This window comes from Streptomyces sp. cg35, from assembly GCF_050410835.1.
Taxonomy (GTDB): Bacteria; Actinomycetota; Actinomycetes; order Streptomycetales; family Streptomycetaceae; genus Streptomyces.
In genome coordinates, this window is sequence record NZ_CP191268.1 from 1,204,140 (window position 1) to 1,223,761 (window position 19,622).

Sequence of the window (19,622 nt, forward strand, 5' to 3'; positions counted from 1 at the left end):
GGACCGCGCAGCCGCCCGGCCCGGGCCGCGCCCCATGTGATTCTCCATTTACAAAATTGGTACATGACCCTTCTCCGCCCGCGGCATCGAGCGGCACAATGCCGCAGCGGCCACCGACCGACACGACGCCCGAGGAGTCGCCCATGTCGACCGACACGGTTCCCGTTCCCGCCTGGTCCTTCCGGCACCACTGGATGTCCCAGGCGGCCACCCACGCGAGGATGCGGCCGGACAAGCCGGCCCTGCGCTTCCTCGGGGAGACCACGACGTGGGCACAGCTGTCGCGGCGGTCGCTGCAACTGGCCGCCGCGCTCGCCGACCGGGGCGTCGCAGCGGGTGACCGCGTGGCCATGCTCACGCTGAACCATCCGTGGTTCGTGGAGAGCGTGCTCGCGGCGAACAGCCTGGGGGCCATGGCCGTGCCCCTCAGCTTCCGGCTCGCGCCGCTGGAACTCGACTACATCCTGACCGACTGCGCTCCTTCGGCGATCGTCGTGGACGCGCGGCTCCTGCCGCTGCTCCGGTCGGTGCCGGGCGCCGCGTCGATCGGCACGGTCGTCGTCATCGGCGAGGCCGAGGCCGGAAGCGGCGTCGGGTACGAGGAGTTCCTGTCGGCGTACGAGCCGATGGAACTGCCCGACGTCAGCGAGGAGTCGACCGCGCTGATCATGTACACCTCGGGCACCACCGGCCGGCCGAAGGGGGCGATGCTGTCCCACCGCAACATGCAGATGCAGGCGCTCACGTGCATCCGCGCGATGGAGATCTTCGACGACTCCGATGTCGGCTTCCTGACCGCGCCCTTCTTCCACATCGCGGGACTGGGTTCGGTGGTGGCGAACTTCGCGGTCGGCAGCACGGTCGTGATCCATCCGCTGGGGGCCTTCGACCCGGGGGCGGTGCTCGACGCCTATGAACGTGAAGGCGCCACCGTCGTGTTCAACGTTCCGCAGCAGTGGGACCTGATCTGCGCCCAGCCGGACATCGACAAGCGCGATCTGAAGCTGCGGATCATCAGCTGGGGGGCCGCGCCCGCGAGCGACGCGACGCTGCGCGCCATGGGCGAGAAGTTCCCCGGCGCGCTCAACGTGGCGGTGTTCGGCCAGACCGAGACCTCGCCGATCACCTGCGTGCTGCGCGGGGAGGATTCCCTGCGCAAGCTCGGCTCGGTGGGTCTGCCGATCCCGAGCATCCAGTACCGCGTCGTCGACGCGGCCATGAACGACGTCGCCGTGGGCGAGGTCGGGGAGATCGTCTACCGCGGCCCCACCCTGATGCAGGGGTACTGGCGCAAGCAGCGGGAGACCGCGGAGGCCTTCGAGGGAGGGTGGTTCCACTCCGGCGACCTGGTCAGGCAGGACGACGAGGGCTTCGTCTGGGTGGTCGACCGCAAGAAGGACATGATCATCAGCGGCGGCGAGAACATCTACTGCGCCGAGCTGGAGAACGCCGTCGCCGCCCACCCTTCCGTACGGGAGGTCGCGGTGATCGGCCGCGCCGACGAGCGCTGGGGCCAGATACCGGTCGCCTTCGTCACCGTCACCCCGGGGGCCGGACTGTCACTGCCCGAACTGACGGACTTCCTCGACGGCAGGCTCGCCTCGTTCAAGCGGCCCAAGGACCTCGTGCTGGTCACCGAGCTGCCGCGCAACGCGGGCGGCAAGGTGGTCAAGCAGGTGCTCCGCGCCCAGGACGCGGCACGCGCATAGCGCGAGGGCCTGTCCGGAACTCGCCGTCGTACCGCACGTCCATGGTGCGAACCGGGCGGAGAACTCGGTTCGCACCATGGACAACTGCCGTACGCCGTCGCTACGTTCACCGATCGATGACAACGATGTCCATCCGGATCGGTCCATCCGTACCGGCTGCGAGGAGCGGTGATCGTCGTGGTGTCACGAAGAAGTCTTCTGCAAGCGGGCGGCGCGGTGCTGGCGGCAGGAGGACTGGGGCTCTCCTCGCCGCACGAGGCCGGTGCCGCCGGTCGTGCGGCAAGTCGCGTCCTGCCCTCCTTCGGCCGCCCCACCCGGCTCGACGTGGCGGACGTCAGCGCGCTGGACGGTCATGACCAGCTGCTCCTGACGACCCTTCAGGGTGTCGTCAACCGGCGCGGCCCCCGCCTCTACTTCAGCTTCGACGCCGGGGACACCGACCTGCGCTGGCTCGACGGCACCGGCGCGGCCGTCACCCGCCACGAGCACGCCCTGGACCTGGTGGACCGGTACCGGCGTGAGGTGCGCGGCGCCGTTCTGATCGACCCGGACGTGCCCGACTCGGTCAATGTCGCGACCACGCTGGCCGGTCTGCGGAGCGCGGTCGCGGCCACCGCGGAGCAGGCGAGGACGTACGGCCTGAAGACGATCGACGACCTGCGCGGCCACTTCGACCCCGACGACGTGCCCGCCACCTACCGCTGGCAGCTCGACCACCTCTTCCCGCAGTGCGACCACGCGCTGGTGGCCGGGCTGCCGCCCACCCGCACCGTGAACGTCCCGGGCGTGAAGTGGCGGGAGGTCGCGCGGGAGACCGCGCGCGTGCGCGACACCTCCAATCGCCGGGTGCGCAGCCTCGACCTGAGCCCGGAGCTGAGCGGCGACGACGGGGTCTATCTGCGGTTCCAGGACTCCTTCGGCGACGACGGCTGGGGCGCGTCCGTCGGGGCCGTCACCGTGAAGGCCGACGGCAAGGAGATCGCCTCCTTCACCCCGGGCACCGCCGCCGAGTCGCCGTACCTCTTCGACGGTCTCAACTCCTCGGTCGGCGACAGCTCCAACCGGTTCAGCGACGGCGGCGGCTCCTTCGTGTACCGCTTCGCCGCCCCCGCAGGTACGAAGCAGCTGGTCGCCGAGGTCGACCTGTGGAACCAGTTCCTCGTCACCGCCACCACCACGGCCCCCACCCGTGTGGAGCCGTTCCCCCACTTCCGTGACTACGTGGTCGCGAGCAGGGCCATGGTGCTGTGGCTGCCGCCCGCCGGCGACACCGGGGACCTGCTCGACGAGACGCTGAGCCGGCTCGCGCCGACCACCCCGTACGCCGGCTGGTTCCCCCACGACGTGGCCGGTGAATGGGGCGGCGTCGACCGGGCGTCGCAGCACGGCGTCGAGGTCGTCGCCACGGACTTCTACATGAACGGCACGGTCCACGCGGGCGTCCCCGCGAAGATCTCCGGCCGCGTCCGCCCGCGGCCGAAAGCGAAACTCCGCAACCGCGTCTACGTCACGCTCACCGTCGGCGAGGGCGACAACGTGCAGTACTGCCAGCGCCGGATGCGCGACATCTGGGACGACCCCGCGCGCGGCAGCGTCCCCGTCAACTGGACCGTCAGCCCGCTGCTCGCCGACATCGGTCCCGCGATCCTGGCCCACTACCAGCGGACCGCCACCGCCAACGACCTGCTCGTCTGCGGCCCGTCCGGCGCCGGTTACACCTACCCCGCCTCGTGGCCCGCGGAGCACCTGGACGCCTACACCGAGCTGACCGGACGTTATCTGCGCCGCACGGGCATGGACCTCGTCTACGCCTACAACCCGCGCACCGCGGCCGGTGACGGCTGGATCCCCTTCGACGAGCGCGTCGTCGCCTCGTACGCGAAGAACACCCCGCTGCGCGGCATCATCCAGTCCTGGGAGACCGGCGACCTGCGGAGCCGGCCCGCGGGGATCCCGGTGATCGGCAACTTCTACCCGCAGGGCAAGGGCGCGGAGTTCCGCGACGCGCTCCTGGCCCACGTCGAGGACCGGGACCCGACCGCCCCCTTGTTCGTCGCGGGCGCGATCAACGCCTGGAGCTGGACGCCGAGCGACATCGCGGACCTCGCCGCACTCCTCGACGATCCCTTCGAAGTCGTCCGCGGCGACGTGTTCTTCGCCCTGCTGGACGAGGCGATGACGGCGAACCGGCGCTGAGCCGTCAGGCCACCGGGGCGGGCAGCGGAGGCAGCCGCGTCTCGTACAGCCAGCTGTCGAGCAGCTCGTCCACCGGCCCGGACGCGAACCGTGCCACGTGCGCGGCGAACATCTGCGTGCTGACCACGCCGTGCCGGTGGACGGTGGCCCACGCGCGCAGCATCCGGAAGAACGCGTCGTCGCCGAGCGCGCACCGCACCGCGTGCACGGCGAGGCCGCCGCGTTCGTAGAGCCGGTCGTCGAACATCGACTTGCGCCCGGGGTCGGCCAGTTTGAGGTCCTGCGGCTGCGTGGCCAGCAGCCGGTGCGCGCCGGCGGCCGACTCCTGGGCGTCGCGGGCGTCCGCGCGTTCCCCCCAGAGCCATTCCGCGTACTTGGCGAGGCCTTCGTTGAGCCAGATGTGCCGCCAGTCGGCGACGGTGACGCTGTTGCCGAACCACTGGTGGGCGAGTTCGTGGGCGATCAGGCGCTCCGAACCCCGGGAGCCGTCCACGTGGTTGACGCCGAACAGCGACAGGCCCTGCGCCTCGACGGGCACATCGAGTTCCTCGTCGGCGACGACGACGTCGTACTCGGCGAACGGATATGGGCCAAAAAGCTCCTCGAACAGTGCCATCATCTGCGGCTGGCGCGCGAAGTCCCGGGAGAACTCGGTGAGCAGATGCGCCGGGAAGTGCCCGGCCTGCGGCACCCCGCTGAGCCCCGGGTCCCCGAGCAGAGCCGTCCGGTACTTGCCGATGGACAGGCCGACGAGATAGCTGGGCGTGGGCGCGGGCTGTTCGTAGACCCAGGTGGTGGTGGAAGCTCTTGCGGTACGGGTGAGCAGCCGGCCGCCGGTCACCACCTGGTACGCCGAGGGTGTGGTGACCGAGATCTGATACGCGGCCTTGTCCGCGGGCCGGTCGTTGCACGGGTACCAGGAGGGTGCCCCCACGGGCTGGCTCGCGACGAGCGCGCCGTCGGTCAGTTCCTCCCAGCCGAGGCCGCCCCAGGGGCTGTTGACCGGTTTGGGGTTGCCCGCGTAGTGCACCTCGACGGTGAACGCGGACCCGGCGGGCAGCGTCTTCGCGGGGCGCACCCGCAGCTTCCCGCCGCGATGCGTGTAGTGGGGGGCGCGGCCGTCGACGCGGATGCGGCTGATGCGGAAGTCGGCGAGGTTGAGCTGGAACTCGGTCAGCGGGGCCCGGCCCGCGATCGCGCTGAGCCGGGCGCGGCCCGCGAGCCGGTTCGGGCCGGGCCGGTAGTCGAGCTCCAGCTCGTAGCGGTGCACCCGGAAGCGGGCGTCACCGTTGCCCGGGAAATAGGGGTCCGGTGCCGTCTTCTGGTGCCCGCTCACGCCTGGTCCGCTCCCTGCCCTGTCCTCGTACGACGTGCCGCCGCGCCGTCGTCCGGCGGCGGCCCGCCACCTCAGGGGCGCCAGGCCTCGATCGGGTTGCCCAGCCAGCGGGTGTCCGCCGGTACCGACTCGCCGGCCATCACGAGGGACGCGGGCCCCAGGGTCGACCGGGCTCCGATCTCGCTGCCGGGCAGCACGATTCCGCCAGGTCCCAAGGTCGCGCCCTCGCGCAGGACCACAGTATCCGTCCGAAGGATCCGATCATGGAAGAGGTGTGTCTGCACCACGCATCCGCGGTTCACCGCGACGGCGGACTCCAGGGTGACCAGGTCGGTCTCCGGCAGCCAGTAGCTCTCGCACCACACGCCCCTGCCGATGTGCGCGCCGAGCCCGCGCAGCCACAGATTCAGGACCGGGGTGCCGGTGACGGCTCCGGCGAGCCAGGGCACGGCGACCATCTCGACGAAGGTGTCGGCGAGTTCGTTGCGCCAGACGAAGCCGCACCACAGGGGGTGCTGACCGGTGCGGTGGCGGCCGACGAGCAGCCATTTGGCGGCGATCGAGACGAGAGCGCCGAGCGTTCCGGCGCCGAGCAGCACGACCCCGGACAGCAGGGCGGCGAGCCACAGCCCGTGCGCGGCGGTCGCGGCGAGCACCGCGGTCACGAGGACCACGAGGGCCGTCGAACAGAGCACCGGGACGATCCTGCACAGTTCGGCCAGGGCGCGGGCCAGCTTGAGGCGGGCGGGCGGCGTGTAGGTGCGGCTGGTGTCCGCGTCGGCCGCCGCACGCGGCAGTTCCACCGGCGGCAGGCCGAGGTAGGAGCTGCCCTGTTTGGCCTTCTTGGGGGTGGCCGAGAGCACGCCGACCAGTCCGTCGTCGGGCACGCGGCGGCCGGGCGCGGCCATACCGGAGTTGCCGAGGAAGGCACGGCGGCCGATCTCCGCGCGGCCGATGCGGACCCGGCCGCCGCCGAGTTCGTACGGCGCGGTCAGTGTGTCGTCCGCGAGGAACGCGCCGTCGCCGACCGTCGTCAGGCTGGGCAGCGCGAGCACGGTGGACACCTCGGCGCCGCGTCCGATGCGCATGCCGAGGAGCCGCATCCAGAAGGGGGTGACGAGCCCGGCGTACAGCGGGAAGAGCGTCCGCCGGGACAGGTCCATGAGCTGGGTGACGGTCCACGCCTGCCAGCCGACGCGGCTGTGGGTGGGGTGGGTTCCGGCGTGCAGGCCGAGGCTGAGCAGCCGTACGCAGACGAGGATCAGCGCGGCGTACGCGAGGCCGAAGGCCAGGGTCGCGGGGACGAGCGCGAGCAGTGCGCCGCGCACGGCCCCACCGAGCGCGGCGTCGGCGGGGACGAAGGCGTGCGCCACGAACAGCGTGGGGACCAGCGCCGCGACCGGAAGGAGCGTGAGGGCCGTGCCGGTCGCGCCGTACATCGCGCGCCAGTGCACCGCGCGCGGCGGGCGCTGCTTCGGCCAGTCGTGCTTGGCCCGGCCGAGCTTGACCGCGGGCGATCCGGCCCAGCGCTGACCGGTCGGGACCTGCCCGCGGACGGCGGAACCGGGGGCGACCTCGGCGCGCTTGCCGACGCGGGCGCCGGGCAACAGGATGCTGCGGGTGCCGACCACGGCGCCCGCGCCGACCTTCAGGGGGCCGATCTCCAGGCGGTCGCCGTCCAGCCAGTGTCCGGACAGGTCGACCTCGGTCTCGACGGCGCAGCCGCGGCCGAGCTTGAGCAGTCCGGTGACCGGGGGCAGCGAGTGCAGGTCGACGTCGGGGCCGATCTTGGCGCCGAGCGCGCGGGCGTACCGCTCCAGCCAGGATCCGGTCAGCGCGGTCGCGCCGCTGTGCTCGGCGAGGCGCTCGGCGGTCCACAGCCGCAGGTGCACACAACCGCCGCGCGGGTACGTGCCGGGTCCGACGCCGCGCAGCAGCAGCCGGGCGCCGCCCGCGGCGATGCCCAGACGTCCGGGCGGGCTGTACAGGACGAGGGCGCCGGCGCCGATCAGCCACCATGAGGCGGTGGGGGCCCACGGGTAGGCGCCGAAGTGGTGCAGGACGTTGCCGAGCGCGGCGAGCGCGATGCTCCAGCGCAGCCCGACCAGAGTGAACAGCGGGAGCAGCAGCAGGACTTGGGTGATCTGGGTGCGCCGGGGCACGGGCGCGACGACGCGTTCCGCGCCGTCGTCCTGCGCGGACTTCTCCAGGCGGCGGGCCAGCTTGCGCAGGACGGGCCGGTCGTAGATGTCGATGACGGCGGCGCTCGGATAGCGCGTCCGCAGCCGGGTGGTCAGCTGGGCGGCGGCCAGGCTGTTGCCGCCGATCGCGAAGAAGTCGTCGCCCGCACCGGTCACGGGGATGCCGAGGGTCTCGCTCCACTGCTCGGCGAGCCAGGCCTCGGTGCCGTAGAGCTGCTCGGTCGTGGTGCCGGTGTCGAGGTCGGGCAGCGGCCAGGGCAGGGCGGCGCGGTCGACCTTGCCGGAGGTGCGGGTGGGGAGTTCGTCCACGGGGGCGAGCAACGGGACGAGCGCGGCGGGCAGTTCGGCGCGCAGCCGGTTCACGGCGGCCGTGTGGTCGAAGCCGTCCTGGGTGACGAGATAGCCGACGAGCAGTTGGTTGCCGCCGCGTGCGGTGCGGACGGCGGCGGCCGCGCCGGCGACGCCGGGCAGGGCCTGCAGGGCGGCGTCGACCTCGCCGAGTTCGATGCGGCGGCCGCCGAGCTTGATCTGCTCGTCGGTGCGCCCGAGGAAGACGAGGCCTGCCGGGTCGGCTTTGACGAGGTCGCCGCTGCGGTAGGCGCGCTGCCAGCCCATCGACTCCAGGGGCGCGTACTTCTCGGCGTCCTTCTCGGGGTCGAGGTAGCGGGCGAGTCCCGCGCCGCCGATGACGAGCTGCCCGCTCTCCCCCATGGGCACGGGCCGACCGTTGTCGTCGACGACGGCCAACTCCCAGCCGTTCAGGGGCAGTCCGATCCGGACCGGCTCATCGCCGCCGGTCATCAGGGCGGCGCACGCGACGACGGTGGCCTCGGTGGGCCCGTAGGTGTTCCACACCTCGCGGCCCTCGGTGACGAGCCGCTGCACGAGCTCGGGCGGACAGGCCTCACCGCCGAAGATCAGCAGGCGTACGTCGTTGAGGGTCTCCGGCTCCCACAGGGCGGCAAGGGTCGGCACCGTCGAGACAACAGTGATCTCCTGCTCGACGAGCCACGGCCCGAGGTCGGCGCCGCTGCGCACCTGGGAGCGCGGCACCGGCACCAGGCAGGCACCGTGGCGCCAGGCCAGCCACATCTCTTCGCAGGAGGCGTCGAACGCGACGGACAGTCCCGCCATCACACGGTCACCGGGCCCGATGGGGTCCTCGGCGAGGAAGAGGGAGGCCTCGGCGTCCACGAACGCGGCGGCGCTGCGGTGGCTGACCGCGACGCCCTTGGGCTTACCGGTCGAACCGGAGGTGAAGATGATCCAGGCGTCGTCGTCGGCGCCGGGCCGTGCGGCCGGAACGTCGCACGGCTTCTCCACGACGAAACCGTGCCCGGCACCGATGACGGTACGGACCTCCGCTTCACCGAAGACGAGGTCGGCGCGCTCGTCGGGGTCCTCGGCGTCGACCGGGACGTAGGCGGCGCCCGCGGCGAGGACCGCGAGGATCGCGATGTACAGCTCGTTCGTCCCGCTGGGTGCGCGGACGCCGACGCGGTCGCCCTGCCCCACCCCGGCGACGTCGAGCCGACGCCGTAGCTGTTCCACCTCGGCGGCCAGCTCACGGTACGTCAGCTGTCGGGTGCCGTCGTCGAGAGCGGGCTCATCGGGGTGTGCCCGCACCGTCGCGTCGAGGATGTCGGCCAGGGTGCGCGGCGCGGCGGCGCGGCCCGCGGTGAACAAGGCCGGTTCCTCGAACTGTTCGCCCATCTCCACGTCGAGCAGGCTGAGCTCGGCGTTCGTGCGCGTGGCTTCCATCGGGTCCTATTCGTCGAGGGCCACGGGTCCCCGAGAGTGTGACGTGGCGCACTCGGATCGCCTGGGTTTGTCCGTACCTGGAACCAAACAACCGGCTTAGCCTATTCGGTTCGCACGCGCGCGGCGTGCGGAGTGGGCAAGGCCACGTCGGTCCGGCCCCATCACCTGCCGGTGGACAGAAGCACCCCCGCCCGGGCGCGGCCCATCCCCGAACGGGCCGGAGCCGGCCGCGGCGGACCGTGTCCGGTTCTTCAGGCAGATGCGCCACACAGCCGAACAGGCCCGCCACGAATCCCGGTTCCTCCTCCGCGGGCAAGCTCTCCACCTGTCCGAGTACGACACTCACCCCGACACCGGCAACCGGCTCGCCCACCAGCAGCCCACCGAACGCCCGGGCGACCGGCTCGCCCTCTGACTCAACTTGCGCAGCGTCGCGGCCGCTTCCCGGCTTTCTCGTGCAACCCTCGGACGCCTTTGCGAGTCTCCTGTTTGCGGAACGGTGATTCACGCCTGAAACAACCAATTCGGGCAAACACCAACGGCCCACCACCTCATCGAAGCGGGATGTCCGCCGGACGCCTCTGTCCCCTGCAGGAGCTCACCGCATGGCCAAGCACATACGCCCTACCACCCCGCCTCCGACGCGCATCCGCGTCGCCACAGCGAACGCCTGGGCGGCGCACCTGACCGGCGGCCTCCTCGCCGCGTCGGCGGACACGGCCGGCGCGGCCGACTCCGTCACGCACCACAAGGCGGATTTCACCGGGGAGGGTTACGGCGACGTCGCGTTCTCCGCCGGCAACGCCACTGCGTCCGGGCGGAAGAACGCCGGGGACTTCGTCGCCCTGTACGCATCGGCGAACGGCATCACGTCGGTCAAACGCACCACCATCAGCCAGAACACCACCAGCGCGCCCGGCTCCTCCGAGGCGGGTGACGGCTTCGGCCGGGTCGGCGCCTACGGCGACTTCAACCGCGACGGCTTCGACGACCTCGCGATGGGCGCCGGGCACGAGCAGGTCGGTGCCGACCTCGACGGCGGCACCGTCGCGCTCCTTCAGGGCTCGGCCTGCGGCCTGCCCGGTGGCACCACCATCGCCGACTCCGCGGCTTCCTCTCACGACCGCTGGGGCGCCGCCCTCACCGCGAGCGACATCAACGGCGACGGCTACCCGATGTTCGGCGCGAAAGCCGCCAACTGATGCGTAGCCGCGCGTAGCTCATGCGACCGGGTGACCTGCGACTCCGTCACACCGAACTGCCGGACGGAACCGCACTGCGACGTCGGCCACCAGGCCCACCTCGGCGACCACTCATTGGTCGATCAGCACAGCAACACCCCGACTCGCCATCGTCAACAACCCAGCGAAAGGCCCGTCCATGAAGCGTACGCTCACGTTGATCACCGCGCTGGCCGTCACCGCGCTGTCACCTACAACGGCGCATGCGGCGGTCAAGAAGGCCAAGCCTCCGCTCAGTTGCGAGTCTCGGACGTTCATCTCAAGACCGGGCCCGCACTTCAGCGACCCCGAGGACGCCGACGCCCAGATGAACATCATGGGCCCGATCATCGAATCGATCAACAGCGCCAGTTGCGGGCAGACCATACGCGTCGCCATGTACTCGATCGGCAGCACACACCCGGGCCCGGAGTTCGCCAACGCCCTGATCGCCGCACACCAACGTGGCGTCATCGTCAAGGCGCTGATGGACTCTCACAGCGACAATGCGATCTGGCAGTCGATGGTCACCGAGTTGGGCAACGACCCGCGAGCCTCCAGCTTCGCCGCGCTGTGCCCGGGCGGCTGCCTGACCCACTACTCCGGCTCCGCCCTGCACGCGAAGTACTACATGCTCAGCGGCGGGAGCGACGCGAACAGGACGGTGACCGTCAGCAGCGCCAACCCCACCTCCGCCCAGGCCAGAACCGCGTGGAACAGTGCCGCCACCGTCAAGGGCAACGTCGATCTGTACAACTCCTACGTGCGCTACTTCACAGCCATGACCAAGGGGGCGCTGGGCGGCCCGGGCCCGTTGGTGCCCGACTACTACAACTCCACCAGCGGCCAGGCCGCCAGGACACTGTCGCCACCCTCCTACCAGTGGCCCAAGGCGCGCTCCAGAAGCGACACCTGGGTCGACTTCCTGAACAACGTCAAGGCGCCGGCCACGATCAACATCGCCATGTTCGAGTGGACCTCTCACGGGCAGCCGGGCGACCGGAACTATCTGGAGCTGCCGAAGAAGCTGGTGAGCCTGGCGAATTCCGGCGTGAAGATACGGATACTCTTCACCGCCGGCATGGTTGATGGCAGCGTGCAGAACTACCTGAAGGACCGGCCGAATATCGACGTGCACGACACCACCCGCGGCACCGACGCGAACGGCAACGCTCTGCACTACACGCACGACAAGTACATGATGGTCAGCGGCGGTTACGCGGGTGCGTCCAACTCCAGACTTGTGTTCGTCGGCTCCTCGAACTGGACGAGCAACGGCGTCTGGCACAACGACGAGTCGGACCTGAAGCTGGTCGGCCAGTCCAGCTACGACATGTTCATGACGGACTGGCAGAACCAGTTCAACCGCTGCTGTGGGACTGTGGCGCGACAGTTGAGCGCCGAGGAGCGCGCCGAGAACACGGCACGCGAGATTCCGATCGATCCGGCGCAGGTCGAGGAATAGGCATTCTCGGTCACCGCCAGCCGGTTACTTGCCGAACCCTGCCGTGAGGCTGATCACGCCCGATGCGCGCTCCATGGAGCGCGGCACCCCAGGTCGGCCCTGACGGCGATGTGATGAGCGACCGCGACAAGGACGCGGAGGTCCTCGCCCTGCGCCACCAGTTCACCGTCCTCGAACGACCGCTCGGGGCGGACCGGGTGAAGCTCGCTCCGGAAGTCCGGGTGTTTCTTGCTGCTCTGCTGGTGCCCCTGCGCCGTCAAGGCCTGCGGCGGTTGCAGTTACTGGCCCGGCCTGACACTGTGCCGCGCCGGCATCGCGACCTGACGAAACGGCGTCATGTCCGTACCTGCCGGCCGAAGAGACCCGGCCGCCCGCCCACAATCCGCTCGATCCGCATGCTGATCCTGCGCCTGGTCCGTGAGAACCCCTCGTGGGGTTACCGCCGGGTGCACGGCGAGCTCGCCACCCTCGGCATCCAGATCGCCGCCTTCACCACCTTGGAAGTCCTCACGCGTGAGGGCATCGATCCAGCGCCCGAGCGGGCCGCCACCACCTGGGCCGACTTCCTGCGCTCGCAGGCAGACGCTCTCTTGGCCTGCGACTTGATCCAGACCGTCCCCCTGACCGGCCGACGCCAGTACATCCTCGCGATCATCGAACACGCCACCCGCCGCATTCGGATCCTTGGCACCACTGCCCGTCCCTCCGCGGCCTGGGTCACCCAGACTGCCCGCAACCTGGCCATCGACCGGACGGACGCGCAAGCCACCGTCGCCTACCTGATCCGAGACCGGGACGCGAAGTACCCTGCCCTCTTCGACGAGATCCTGGCCAACGCCGGCATCCAAGTCGTGCGCACCGGCATCCGAATCCCGCGCATGAACGCCCTCATGGAGCGTTGGGTCCAGACCTGCCGTCACGAACTACTGGACCGCACCCTCATCTGGAATGAACGTCATCTGCACCACGCGCTGCACCAGTTGCACCAGTTGCACCTAACTCTGCAGTACGACCGCGGGGCGCGAGCGCATGGCCCGCACGCGGTCGTCGGCCACGACCGCAGGGGTTGGTGGCGGGCCCGGCACACCCGCTGGCGGCGCGGGACGCAGCCGGGCCCGACGGCCTCCTGGCCGTCGACTTCCTGGTGGCGGAGCCCGGCTGCACGAGCGAGATGCTGGTCGACCGCTTCAGCCGCGACCTGCCGGCCGGCGCCCAACTCTCCATGGTGACGGGCTCGCTGTCGGCCCTGCTCCGCCTGACGTGGCCACGGCCAGGGAGCCTCCCCCGCCTCGCGGTCGCCCACCGACTCGACTCCGGCGACCTCCAACTCCCCTTGACCGAACCACTCCGTCCGGTCAGCATCGTCGCGCGCCGGCGGGAGCGGCTGGGGGCGGCGGAGGGTGCGGTGCGCGACGTGCTGGAGGTGGGACGGCGGGCCGATCCGTTGCCGGAGATTACGCGGCATGAAGAAGCGCTACGCACTGCCTGACCAGCCCCGCAAGACCGTGGATCTCCCGTGCCGAAAGCAGCCCCGCCACGGCTGGTTCCTTATGTTCCTATTACCTTTACCCCTGCACACGGTCATTGCCGAACCCGCCCCACCTCAACTGAACAGGGTGCGGTCACCGGCTGAAGATCACGAGGGGAAGCACACGTGCCGTCCACACCCGCTCCGGGGCCCTGGCAGCCGGAGCCGCAGTCGTACCCTGCCCAAGGGGGTGCCTACGGGAGTCCACCCTATGGGGGCTATCCGCCGTCTCCGGGCGCGGGCCAAGCCGCGCAGCCGCAGCCCGGTTACGGCTACCCGGCACAGCCCGCGCCGCCCCTCCCGAACGTCCCGCCCCAGGGCGGCGGTTTCGCGCCGATGCCTCCTGCCGGCGGGCCGGGCAACCGTTCCGCCGGGAAGGGCTCGCGGATCTGGGGCACGGTCCTCATCGTGCTGGGCGTCCTCCCGCTGCTGATCGGCGCGGCCGTGTTCGCCGCCGCCGTCAAGAATTCACAACACACCGTGTCCAACCCGGAGTTCATGCCCAAGGCCTGGCACAACCTCAAGACGGACCAGATCTTCCCGGCGCACCTGGAGGACACCAGCCTCATCCAGCACAACAAGGGCTGGATGAGGCAGGGCATCATCGGCGAGGGCTCCTGCGCGAAGAACCTGCAGGGCACCTTCCTGAAGAAGGCCAAGTCGGTCGGGTGCAAGCGGGTGCTGGCCGCCACGTATGTCGACGGCGGCGGCAAGAACGCGGCCACGGTCGCGCTCATCGTCACCGACTCCTACGCGGGCGCGAAGGCGCTGTCGAACCACTACTACGAGGCCAAGTCGGCGGCCCGGGCCAGCGAGCCCGTCACACCGCCCGTCAAGCCGCTCTCCGCGCCGGGTACCCTGGCCGCCAACTGGCGGGCCATGGGCGGCGGCGTCTCGGACATCGGTGTGGGCATCGACGATCCGCCCTATGTCGTGGCCGTCACCGCGGGGCCGGTCGACCTCAAGCGCACGTACGGCACGCTGCCCGAGGAATGGGACGCCTACGGCGACCTCAGCGAGCTGTCGATCTACCCCGACATGGCCGACGACATCGCCAGCGCCTACGGCCGCTCGTTCCCGGATGTCCTCAGCGGCAAGGAGAAGTCATGGGGCGTCTGAGCCGCGCCGAAGCACCGAAGCCGCGTCTGCGCCGTCCGCCGCGGTCGGCCCTCGCCACCCTGGTCGGCGGGCTCGCGTTCACGCTGGTCGCCACAGCACCGGGCACCGCCACCGCGGCCGCGCGCGGCTGGGAAAAGGCGGCGCTCTCGCTGCCCCAGGCGCACGCCGTGACCCAGGGCGACGGCGTGAAGGTGGCCGTCATCGACACCGGGATACGCACCGGCCACCCGGCGCTGAACGGCCGCGTGACCAACGGCCCTGACATGCTCCAGGAGACCGACCAGGACGCGTCCTGGTACGGCGCGCACGGCACGGCCATGGCCTCGAACGTGCTGGAGGCAGCACCGCAGGCGAAGGTCCTCGGGCTGCGGGCGATCCGCGACGACAAGGACCCCGACTACGAGACCTGGAAGGAGGCCGTCGAGAACGGCGGCGGGAACGACGACAACGTCCACGCCCTGAGCGACTCGATCACGTACGCGGTGAAGCACGGCGTCAAGGTGATCTCGATGTCGCTCGGCAGCGACGCCATGTTCTCGCACAGCGACACCACCGACATCGCGGCGATCTCGTACGCGCTCTCCAAGGGCGTCACCGTGGTCGTCGCGGCCGGCAACAGCGGCGACCTGAACGAGATCGACGACACCGGCAACGGCGGCGGCGAGAACAACGTCGGCTATCCGGCGGCCTACCCGGGCGTGCTCACCGTGGCGGCCACCCAGCCGGGCGGGCAGCGGACGTCGTTCTCGTCCGTTCACAACTACGTGGACATCGCGGCGCCGGGCACCGGTATCTACAGCGCCGACTACCACAGCAAGGGCCTGATGCCGATCGACGGCACCTCGTCCGCCACCGCGCTGACCTCCGGCGTCGTGGCGCTGCTGCTGTCGAAGTACCCGGATCTGTCGCCCGCCCAGGTGTCCCAGGTCCTGCGGAAGACGGCCGCGCACCCCGGCACGTACTCGCCGACCACCGGCTACGGCGAGATCGACGCCGCGGCCGCGCTGCGCGCCGCCGCGAAGGTGAAGGGCACCAGGACGGTGCCAGTGGGCACCAAGGGCGCGGGGGCCCACTTCGGCTCCGGCGACGACGGCACCCCGGCCCGTATCGCCGCGGGCCTCGACAGCGAATACGTGGGGATGGCCGCCGCGTTCGGCGGGCCGGGGCTGCTGGCACTCATCGGCGGCATCCTGCTGCTCCGCCGCGGCCGCAAGGCCCGCGGCGCGGCACCCGCCGCACCGGTGGCCAGCTGGGGAGCACCGGGGCCGGGAGCCGGACCGGGAGCCGGTTGGGGTAACCAGTAGCACCTGTGGCACGGGCGGCGGCGGGCCTCATTGCCTGCCGCCGCCCTCCCTCAACCGTCCCGCCTCGCGCACCGCATCGGCCGGCGCCGCGACATCGCTGTCCTCGGTGGATGCCGCCAACTCTTTTGCGTAGTAAGCCAGTTCACCCCACGATGACTCCCCCGGATGCGGCGCCTCCGACGTATCCCTCGACCGGTGCGCGAAGTCCGCAGCCGCGATGACCCGATGCGGGCGAGCCGCTGCAGGACTCCCCTCCGCGTTCAACTCCTCCACACCCCACGCAACCAGCGAGCCCCATAGTCGACATAACACGTGAACAAAAGCGGAACTGGGGTCAAGATGTCGCTCACGTTCACATCCGTGCCTGGTTTGTCGCCTGCGGCTCCCCGCCCCATGGGCGCAAGAAATCGAATATGCGCGCACCGCCCCCAGGGGGAGCAAACAGACGAGGGGACAGCGGGAGCCCGCCCCACTCCCCCGCTCCCACCAGGGAGCGCACCGGAAAACAGAAAAAGGGCCGTTCGAAAACGGCCCTTCACCTGCGACATTCGACGAGTCGAACTGTCGGGACGACAGGATTTGAACCTGCGACCCCTTGACCCCCAGTCAAGTGCGCTACCAAGCTGCGCCACGTCCCGGTGCTCGCTGACCTGGAGTTTCCCCTGGCCGAACGTGCACGGAAACCATACCGCACTCGGAGCCGTGGTCGCGCACGCCTTTCCCGTGCGGGGAGGTACCAGCGCGGCTCAAGGCGCCCCGTACTCGTGCGCGCGTCCGCCCGCCCAGCGGATGAGCGGCGAATCCCCCAGCACGAGTCCCTCGGCGTCGTCGAGCCCGGCGCGGCGCAGGAACTCGATCACGTCGCGGTCGCTGTGCGCGAGGCCGAGGATCGTCTGGCCGGCCGTGACCCGGCGACCACCGGTCGGCGACGGACGGTGCACGACTATTTCGTCGGCCACGGGGCGCTCCCGCTCGGAGTGGGGCCATCGGTGAGGGTGTTCCGCATGACACCACTAGAGCATGTGTTCGATTTTTGAGGCAAGCGGCGCCGCCGGGACACGGCCGCGCACGAGGACGCGGCGGGTGCCCCGAGCGAACGCGGGTGGCCCGGGCGAACCGGGACGCACCCTGCTGTGTCCCGGACCGGCGTCAGTGCGGCAGGACGCCCTCGATGGCCGCGGTCACGGCCTCCGCGTCCGGCTCCGTCTGCGGGGCGAAGCGCGCGGTGACGGTGCCGCTGGGGGAGATCAGGAACTTCTCGAAGTTCCACCGCACATCGCCGGTGTGGCCTTCGGCGTCGGGCGTGGTGACCAGCTGGCCGTAGAGGGGGTGCCGGTCGTCCCCGTTGACGTCGACCTTCTCGGTCAGCGGGAACGTCACGCCGTACGTCGCCGAGCAGAACTCGGCGATCTCGTCGGCGGTGCCGGGCTCCTGGCCCATGAACTGGTTGCAGGGCACCCCCAGCACCGTGAAGCCGCGGTCGGCGTACCGCTTCTGCAGTTCCTCCAGCGCGGTGTACTGCGGGGTGAGGCCGCACTTGGAGGCGACGTTGACGATCAGCACGGCCTTGCCCTTGTACTGCCCCAGGTCGGCGGAGCCGCCGGTGAGAGCGCCGATCTCGGTGTCGAAGACAGACATGTCACTCCTGTGTGTTCGGTACCCAATGGGTTCTGCCGGTCCGCCCATTGTGGGCCCGGGCCCCGCCGGCTCGCGTGGGGGCCCGGCTCCCCCACCTGCCGCGGGCGTCGTCGGTGGTAACTGTTCCCCATGAATGTCGATCAGGCTGATCCGGCGGAGCTCGACCTGCTCCGCGCCGCGCTCGAGGACGGCGCTCCCCCGCTCGGCTGGGACGCGGTGCGCGCCTTCGAGGCGGAACACGGCATCGTGCTGCCGGAGCCGTACCGCACCTGCGTGGCCGAGATATCCGACGGCTGCGAGCAGGGGCCGCCCGAGTACGGGCTCGTGCCGCTGGCCGGGCTGCCGGGCGACTGGGGGGACGAGCGGGACGCGCGTCGGCCGGATCTGCCGTTCCCGCTCGAGCAGGAATGGGTGTGGGAGGCCGACGACGTGGATCCCGACGAGGACGTGCCCGACGCGGTCTTCGACCACGGGTCGCTCGTGCTCGGGACGGACGGCTGCGGCATGAACTGGCACCTCGTCGTCACCGGCCCCCAGCGCGGCCGCATCTGGTGGATCAGCGGAGAGGGCGCCGCCCCGCTCGGCGCGGCGTTCGGGGGCTTCGCGGGCGATCCCGGTTTCGCGGGCTGGGTCGCGCACTGGTCCAGCGGCAGGGGCTGGTACGGCGACGCCTGATCGCCGAGGTCCGGCCCAGCGGGTCAGCGGGGGCCGGACCTCGCCGGTCGCGGCTCCGGCACGGGCAAGGAAGGCATGCGGGGTGCATCGGCCCGTTCCAGGCCGCGGATCGCCGGGATCAGGAGCAGGGCGGCGACGCACCCGAGCGTGACCACGCCGCCGGCGAGCAGGACGTGATGCGTACCGAACGCCCCGGCGGCGGGGCCCGCGAGCGCCTGGCCGACCGGCGCCATGGCGAGGGAGCCGGCGACGTCGTACGCGTGGATACGGTTGAGGACGTCGTGAGGCACCTGCGTCTGGACGCTCGTCGCCCACATCACACCCCAGAACGACATGCCGACCCCGGCGACCGCACAGCCCGCCATCATCCCGGGCACGCCGAGGCCCGCGCCGACCGCGGCGGGGAACAGGGCGAAGCCGAGCAGGGCGAGGGAGCCCGCGCGGAGCATGCGGCGGGGCCGCAGGCGCAGGGCGATCAGGCCGCCGATGACGGTACCCGCGCCGAGTGCCGAGTTGACCAGGCCGTAGGCGCGCGGCCCGTACTCCTGTGTGACCTGGGTGGCGACGAGCGGGACGGCCGGGCCCGAGGCGCCGATCTGCAGGACGCACCAGACGGCGATGACGCCCCACAGCCAGGATCGGGACCGGAACTCCCGCCAGCCCTGGACGAGGTCCTTGCGGAAGCCGTTGCTCGGGGCCCGGCTGTCGGGGGCCGCGGGCGGCAGCCGGAGCAGCAGCAGGCACAGGGCGCTCAGCGCGTACGTCCCCGCGTGCGCGGCGAAGACGAGGCCCGGGGAGGCGAACGCGACGAGCAGACCGGCGACCGCGGGCCCCGCGAGCTGCGAGCCGGACTCGGCGACGCGGATCGCCCCGTTGGCGGCCTGCACATCGGCGGCGAGGCGGGGCACGGTGCTGGCCACGCCGGGCTGGAAGATCGCGGACGCCGCGCCGTTGACGGCGCCGATGACGCAGATCTGCCAGAGCACGACGTGCCCGGTGAAGAACATGACGGCGGCGAGGGACTGGGAGACGAGGCGTGTGACGTCGGCGCCGATCATCAGCCACCGGGTGCTGAACCGGTCCGCGAACACCCCGCCGAAGATGACGAGCCCGGCGAAGCAGCCGACGGACGCGGCCATCGCGAGGCCGACGGCGCCCGCGCCGTACCCGTACTGGAGCAGGCCCGCGGCGAGCGCCACGGGCAGCATGGTGTCGCCGAGCTTGGCGACGGCCCGGGCCGTGAAGAACAGCCCGAAGTCCCGTGACCAGATGCCGCGCGGGCGGGTCGTCGAGGCGTCGCGCTTCCGCCGGCGCCACGGGCCGTGCCGCGCCGTCAGGCCGCCCGGTCCGCGGCCTCGCTCCTGTCCGGCCGGGGCACGCTCATCGCCCGCCGGACCGCCGCTTTCTCCGCCGTTCTGTCCTGTCGGTCCGTCCCCGCCCATGCCCGCCCGGCTCCTTCCGGCTCACGGC

14 protein-coding genes, 1 tRNA gene and 1 pseudogene are annotated in these 19,622 nt (G+C 71.2%); 10 read left to right on the forward strand and 6 right to left on the reverse strand.

Annotated features, from left to right (window positions below; translation table 11 throughout):
- The first annotated feature begins 143 nt into the window (after positions 1 to 143).
- Both ACQUQD_RS05765 and ACQUQD_RS05770 read left to right on the forward strand, forming a co-directional pair.
- Positions 144 to 1,709 (forward strand): long-chain-fatty-acid--CoA ligase, encoded by a 1,566-nt coding sequence (locus ACQUQD_RS05765; RefSeq protein ID WP_428950846.1) that lies wholly within the window; start codon positions 144 to 146, stop codon positions 1,707 to 1,709.
- 177 nt (positions 1,710 to 1,886) lie between these two features.
- The gene (locus ACQUQD_RS05770; RefSeq protein WP_428950847.1) at positions 1,887 to 3,905 is read left to right on the forward strand and encodes a GxGYxYP domain-containing protein; all 2,019 of its coding nucleotides are present in this window, start codon (positions 1,887 to 1,889) and stop codon (positions 3,903 to 3,905) included.
- 4 nt (positions 3,906 to 3,909) lie between these two features.
- Here the strand turns inward: ACQUQD_RS05770 and ACQUQD_RS05775 are convergent, their stop codons facing one another.
- Entirely contained in the window at positions 3,910 to 5,241 is a 1,332-nt protein-coding gene (locus ACQUQD_RS05775) for a M1 family metallopeptidase (protein WP_428950848.1), read from the reverse strand.
- Positions 5,242 to 5,312: 71 nt separating this feature from the next.
- Positions 5,313 to 9,203, reverse strand: coding sequence for a Pls/PosA family non-ribosomal peptide synthetase (locus tag ACQUQD_RS05780; RefSeq protein WP_428950849.1), 3,891 nt, complete (start codon positions 9,201 to 9,203; stop codon positions 5,313 to 5,315).
- Between the two features lie 259 nt (positions 9,204 to 9,462).
- Between ACQUQD_RS05780 and ACQUQD_RS05785 the strand changes: the two genes are divergently transcribed.
- The 7 genes and pseudogenes from ACQUQD_RS05785 (at position 9,463) to ACQUQD_RS05815 (ending at position 15,839) form a co-directional block, all read left to right on the forward strand.
- The gene (locus ACQUQD_RS05785) at positions 9,463 to 9,618 is read left to right on the forward strand and encodes a hypothetical protein (RefSeq protein WP_428950850.1); all 156 of its coding nucleotides are present in this window, start codon (positions 9,463 to 9,465) and stop codon (positions 9,616 to 9,618) included.
- Positions 9,619 to 9,808: 190 nt separating this feature from the next.
- The gene (locus tag ACQUQD_RS05790; RefSeq protein ID WP_428950851.1) at positions 9,809 to 10,405 is read left to right on the forward strand and encodes a hypothetical protein; all 597 of its coding nucleotides are present in this window, start codon (positions 9,809 to 9,811) and stop codon (positions 10,403 to 10,405) included.
- A 196-nt stretch (positions 10,406 to 10,601) separates the two neighbouring features.
- The gene (locus tag ACQUQD_RS05795) at positions 10,602 to 11,888 is read left to right on the forward strand and encodes a phospholipase D-like domain-containing protein (protein ID WP_428950852.1); all 1,287 of its coding nucleotides are present in this window, start codon (positions 10,602 to 10,604) and stop codon (positions 11,886 to 11,888) included.
- 113 nt (positions 11,889 to 12,001) lie between these two features.
- Positions 12,002 to 13,117, forward strand: a complete 1,116-nt coding sequence (locus ACQUQD_RS05800) for an integrase (RefSeq protein WP_428950853.1) — start codon at positions 12,002 to 12,004, stop codon at positions 13,115 to 13,117.
- Positions 13,006 to 13,377 (forward strand): annotated as a pseudogene (locus ACQUQD_RS05805) (LysR family transcriptional regulator); the annotation flags it as partial. The gene ACQUQD_RS05800 and the pseudogene ACQUQD_RS05805, both read left to right, overlap by 112 nt.
- Before the next feature lie 375 nt (positions 13,378 to 13,752).
- Positions 13,753 to 14,535: a hypothetical protein gene (locus tag ACQUQD_RS05810; protein WP_428950854.1), complete on the forward strand. Its 783-nt coding sequence runs from the start codon at positions 13,753 to 13,755 to the stop codon at positions 14,533 to 14,535.
- Positions 14,523 to 15,839: a S8 family peptidase gene (locus ACQUQD_RS05815; protein ID WP_428950855.1), complete on the forward strand. Its 1,317-nt coding sequence runs from the start codon at positions 14,523 to 14,525 to the stop codon at positions 15,837 to 15,839. Before ACQUQD_RS05810 ends, ACQUQD_RS05815 begins: the two co-directional genes overlap by 13 nt.
- A 564-nt stretch (positions 15,840 to 16,403) precedes the next feature.
- Here the strand turns inward: ACQUQD_RS05815 and ACQUQD_RS05820 are convergent.
- From ACQUQD_RS05820 to ACQUQD_RS05830, 3 genes are all read right to left on the reverse strand, one after another.
- Positions 16,404 to 16,477, reverse strand: a tRNA-Pro gene (locus ACQUQD_RS05820).
- A gap of 108 nt (positions 16,478 to 16,585) precedes the next feature.
- A complete protein-coding gene (locus tag ACQUQD_RS05825) occupies positions 16,586 to 16,798 on the reverse strand; it encodes a hypothetical protein (RefSeq protein WP_428950856.1) in 213 nt (70 codons plus the stop codon).
- Positions 16,799 to 16,988: 190 nt separating this feature from the next.
- Positions 16,989 to 17,477, reverse strand: a complete 489-nt coding sequence (locus ACQUQD_RS05830; protein WP_428950857.1) for a glutathione peroxidase — start codon at positions 17,475 to 17,477, stop codon at positions 16,989 to 16,991.
- Positions 17,478 to 17,606: 129 nt separating this feature from the next.
- Between ACQUQD_RS05830 and ACQUQD_RS05835 the strand changes: the two genes are divergently transcribed.
- On the forward strand, positions 17,607 to 18,152 hold the full coding sequence (locus ACQUQD_RS05835) for an SMI1/KNR4 family protein (protein WP_428950858.1): 546 nt from the start codon (positions 17,607 to 17,609) through the stop codon (positions 18,150 to 18,152).
- Positions 18,153 to 18,175: 23 nt separating this feature from the next.
- Here the strand turns inward: ACQUQD_RS05835 and ACQUQD_RS05840 are convergent, their stop codons facing one another.
- The gene (locus ACQUQD_RS05840) at positions 18,176 to 19,594 is read right to left on the reverse strand and encodes an MFS transporter (RefSeq protein WP_428950859.1); all 1,419 of its coding nucleotides are present in this window, start codon (positions 19,592 to 19,594) and stop codon (positions 18,176 to 18,178) included.
- Positions 19,595 to 19,622: the final 28 nt, after the last annotated feature.

Excerpts from the sequence above, each read along its gene's own strand:
- ACQUQD_RS05765 (WP_428950846.1), top strand. The coding sequence starts at position 144 with ATGTCGACCGACACGGTTCCCGTTCCCGCCTGGTCCTTCCGGCACCAC.
- ACQUQD_RS05780 (WP_428950849.1), bottom strand. The coding sequence starts at position 9,203 with ATGGAAGCCACGCGCACGAACGCCGAGCTCAGCCTGCTCGACGTGGAG.
- ACQUQD_RS05785 (WP_428950850.1), top strand. The coding sequence starts at position 9,463 with ATGCGCCACACAGCCGAACAGGCCCGCCACGAATCCCGGTTCCTCCTC.
- ACQUQD_RS05790 (WP_428950851.1), top strand. The coding sequence starts at position 9,809 with ATGGCCAAGCACATACGCCCTACCACCCCGCCTCCGACGCGCATCCGC.
- ACQUQD_RS05800 (WP_428950853.1), top strand. The coding sequence starts at position 12,002 with ATGAGCGACCGCGACAAGGACGCGGAGGTCCTCGCCCTGCGCCACCAG.
- ACQUQD_RS05810 (WP_428950854.1), top strand. The coding sequence starts at position 13,753 with ATGCCTCCTGCCGGCGGGCCGGGCAACCGTTCCGCCGGGAAGGGCTCG.
- ACQUQD_RS05815 (WP_428950855.1), top strand. The coding sequence starts at position 14,523 with ATGGGGCGTCTGAGCCGCGCCGAAGCACCGAAGCCGCGTCTGCGCCGT.
- ACQUQD_RS05830 (WP_428950857.1), bottom strand. The coding sequence starts at position 17,477 with ATGTCTGTCTTCGACACCGAGATCGGCGCTCTCACCGGCGGCTCCGCC.
- ACQUQD_RS05835 (WP_428950858.1), top strand. The coding sequence starts at position 17,607 with ATGAATGTCGATCAGGCTGATCCGGCGGAGCTCGACCTGCTCCGCGCC.
- ACQUQD_RS05840 (WP_428950859.1), bottom strand. The coding sequence starts at position 19,594 with ATGGGCGGGGACGGACCGACAGGACAGAACGGCGGAGAAAGCGGCGGT.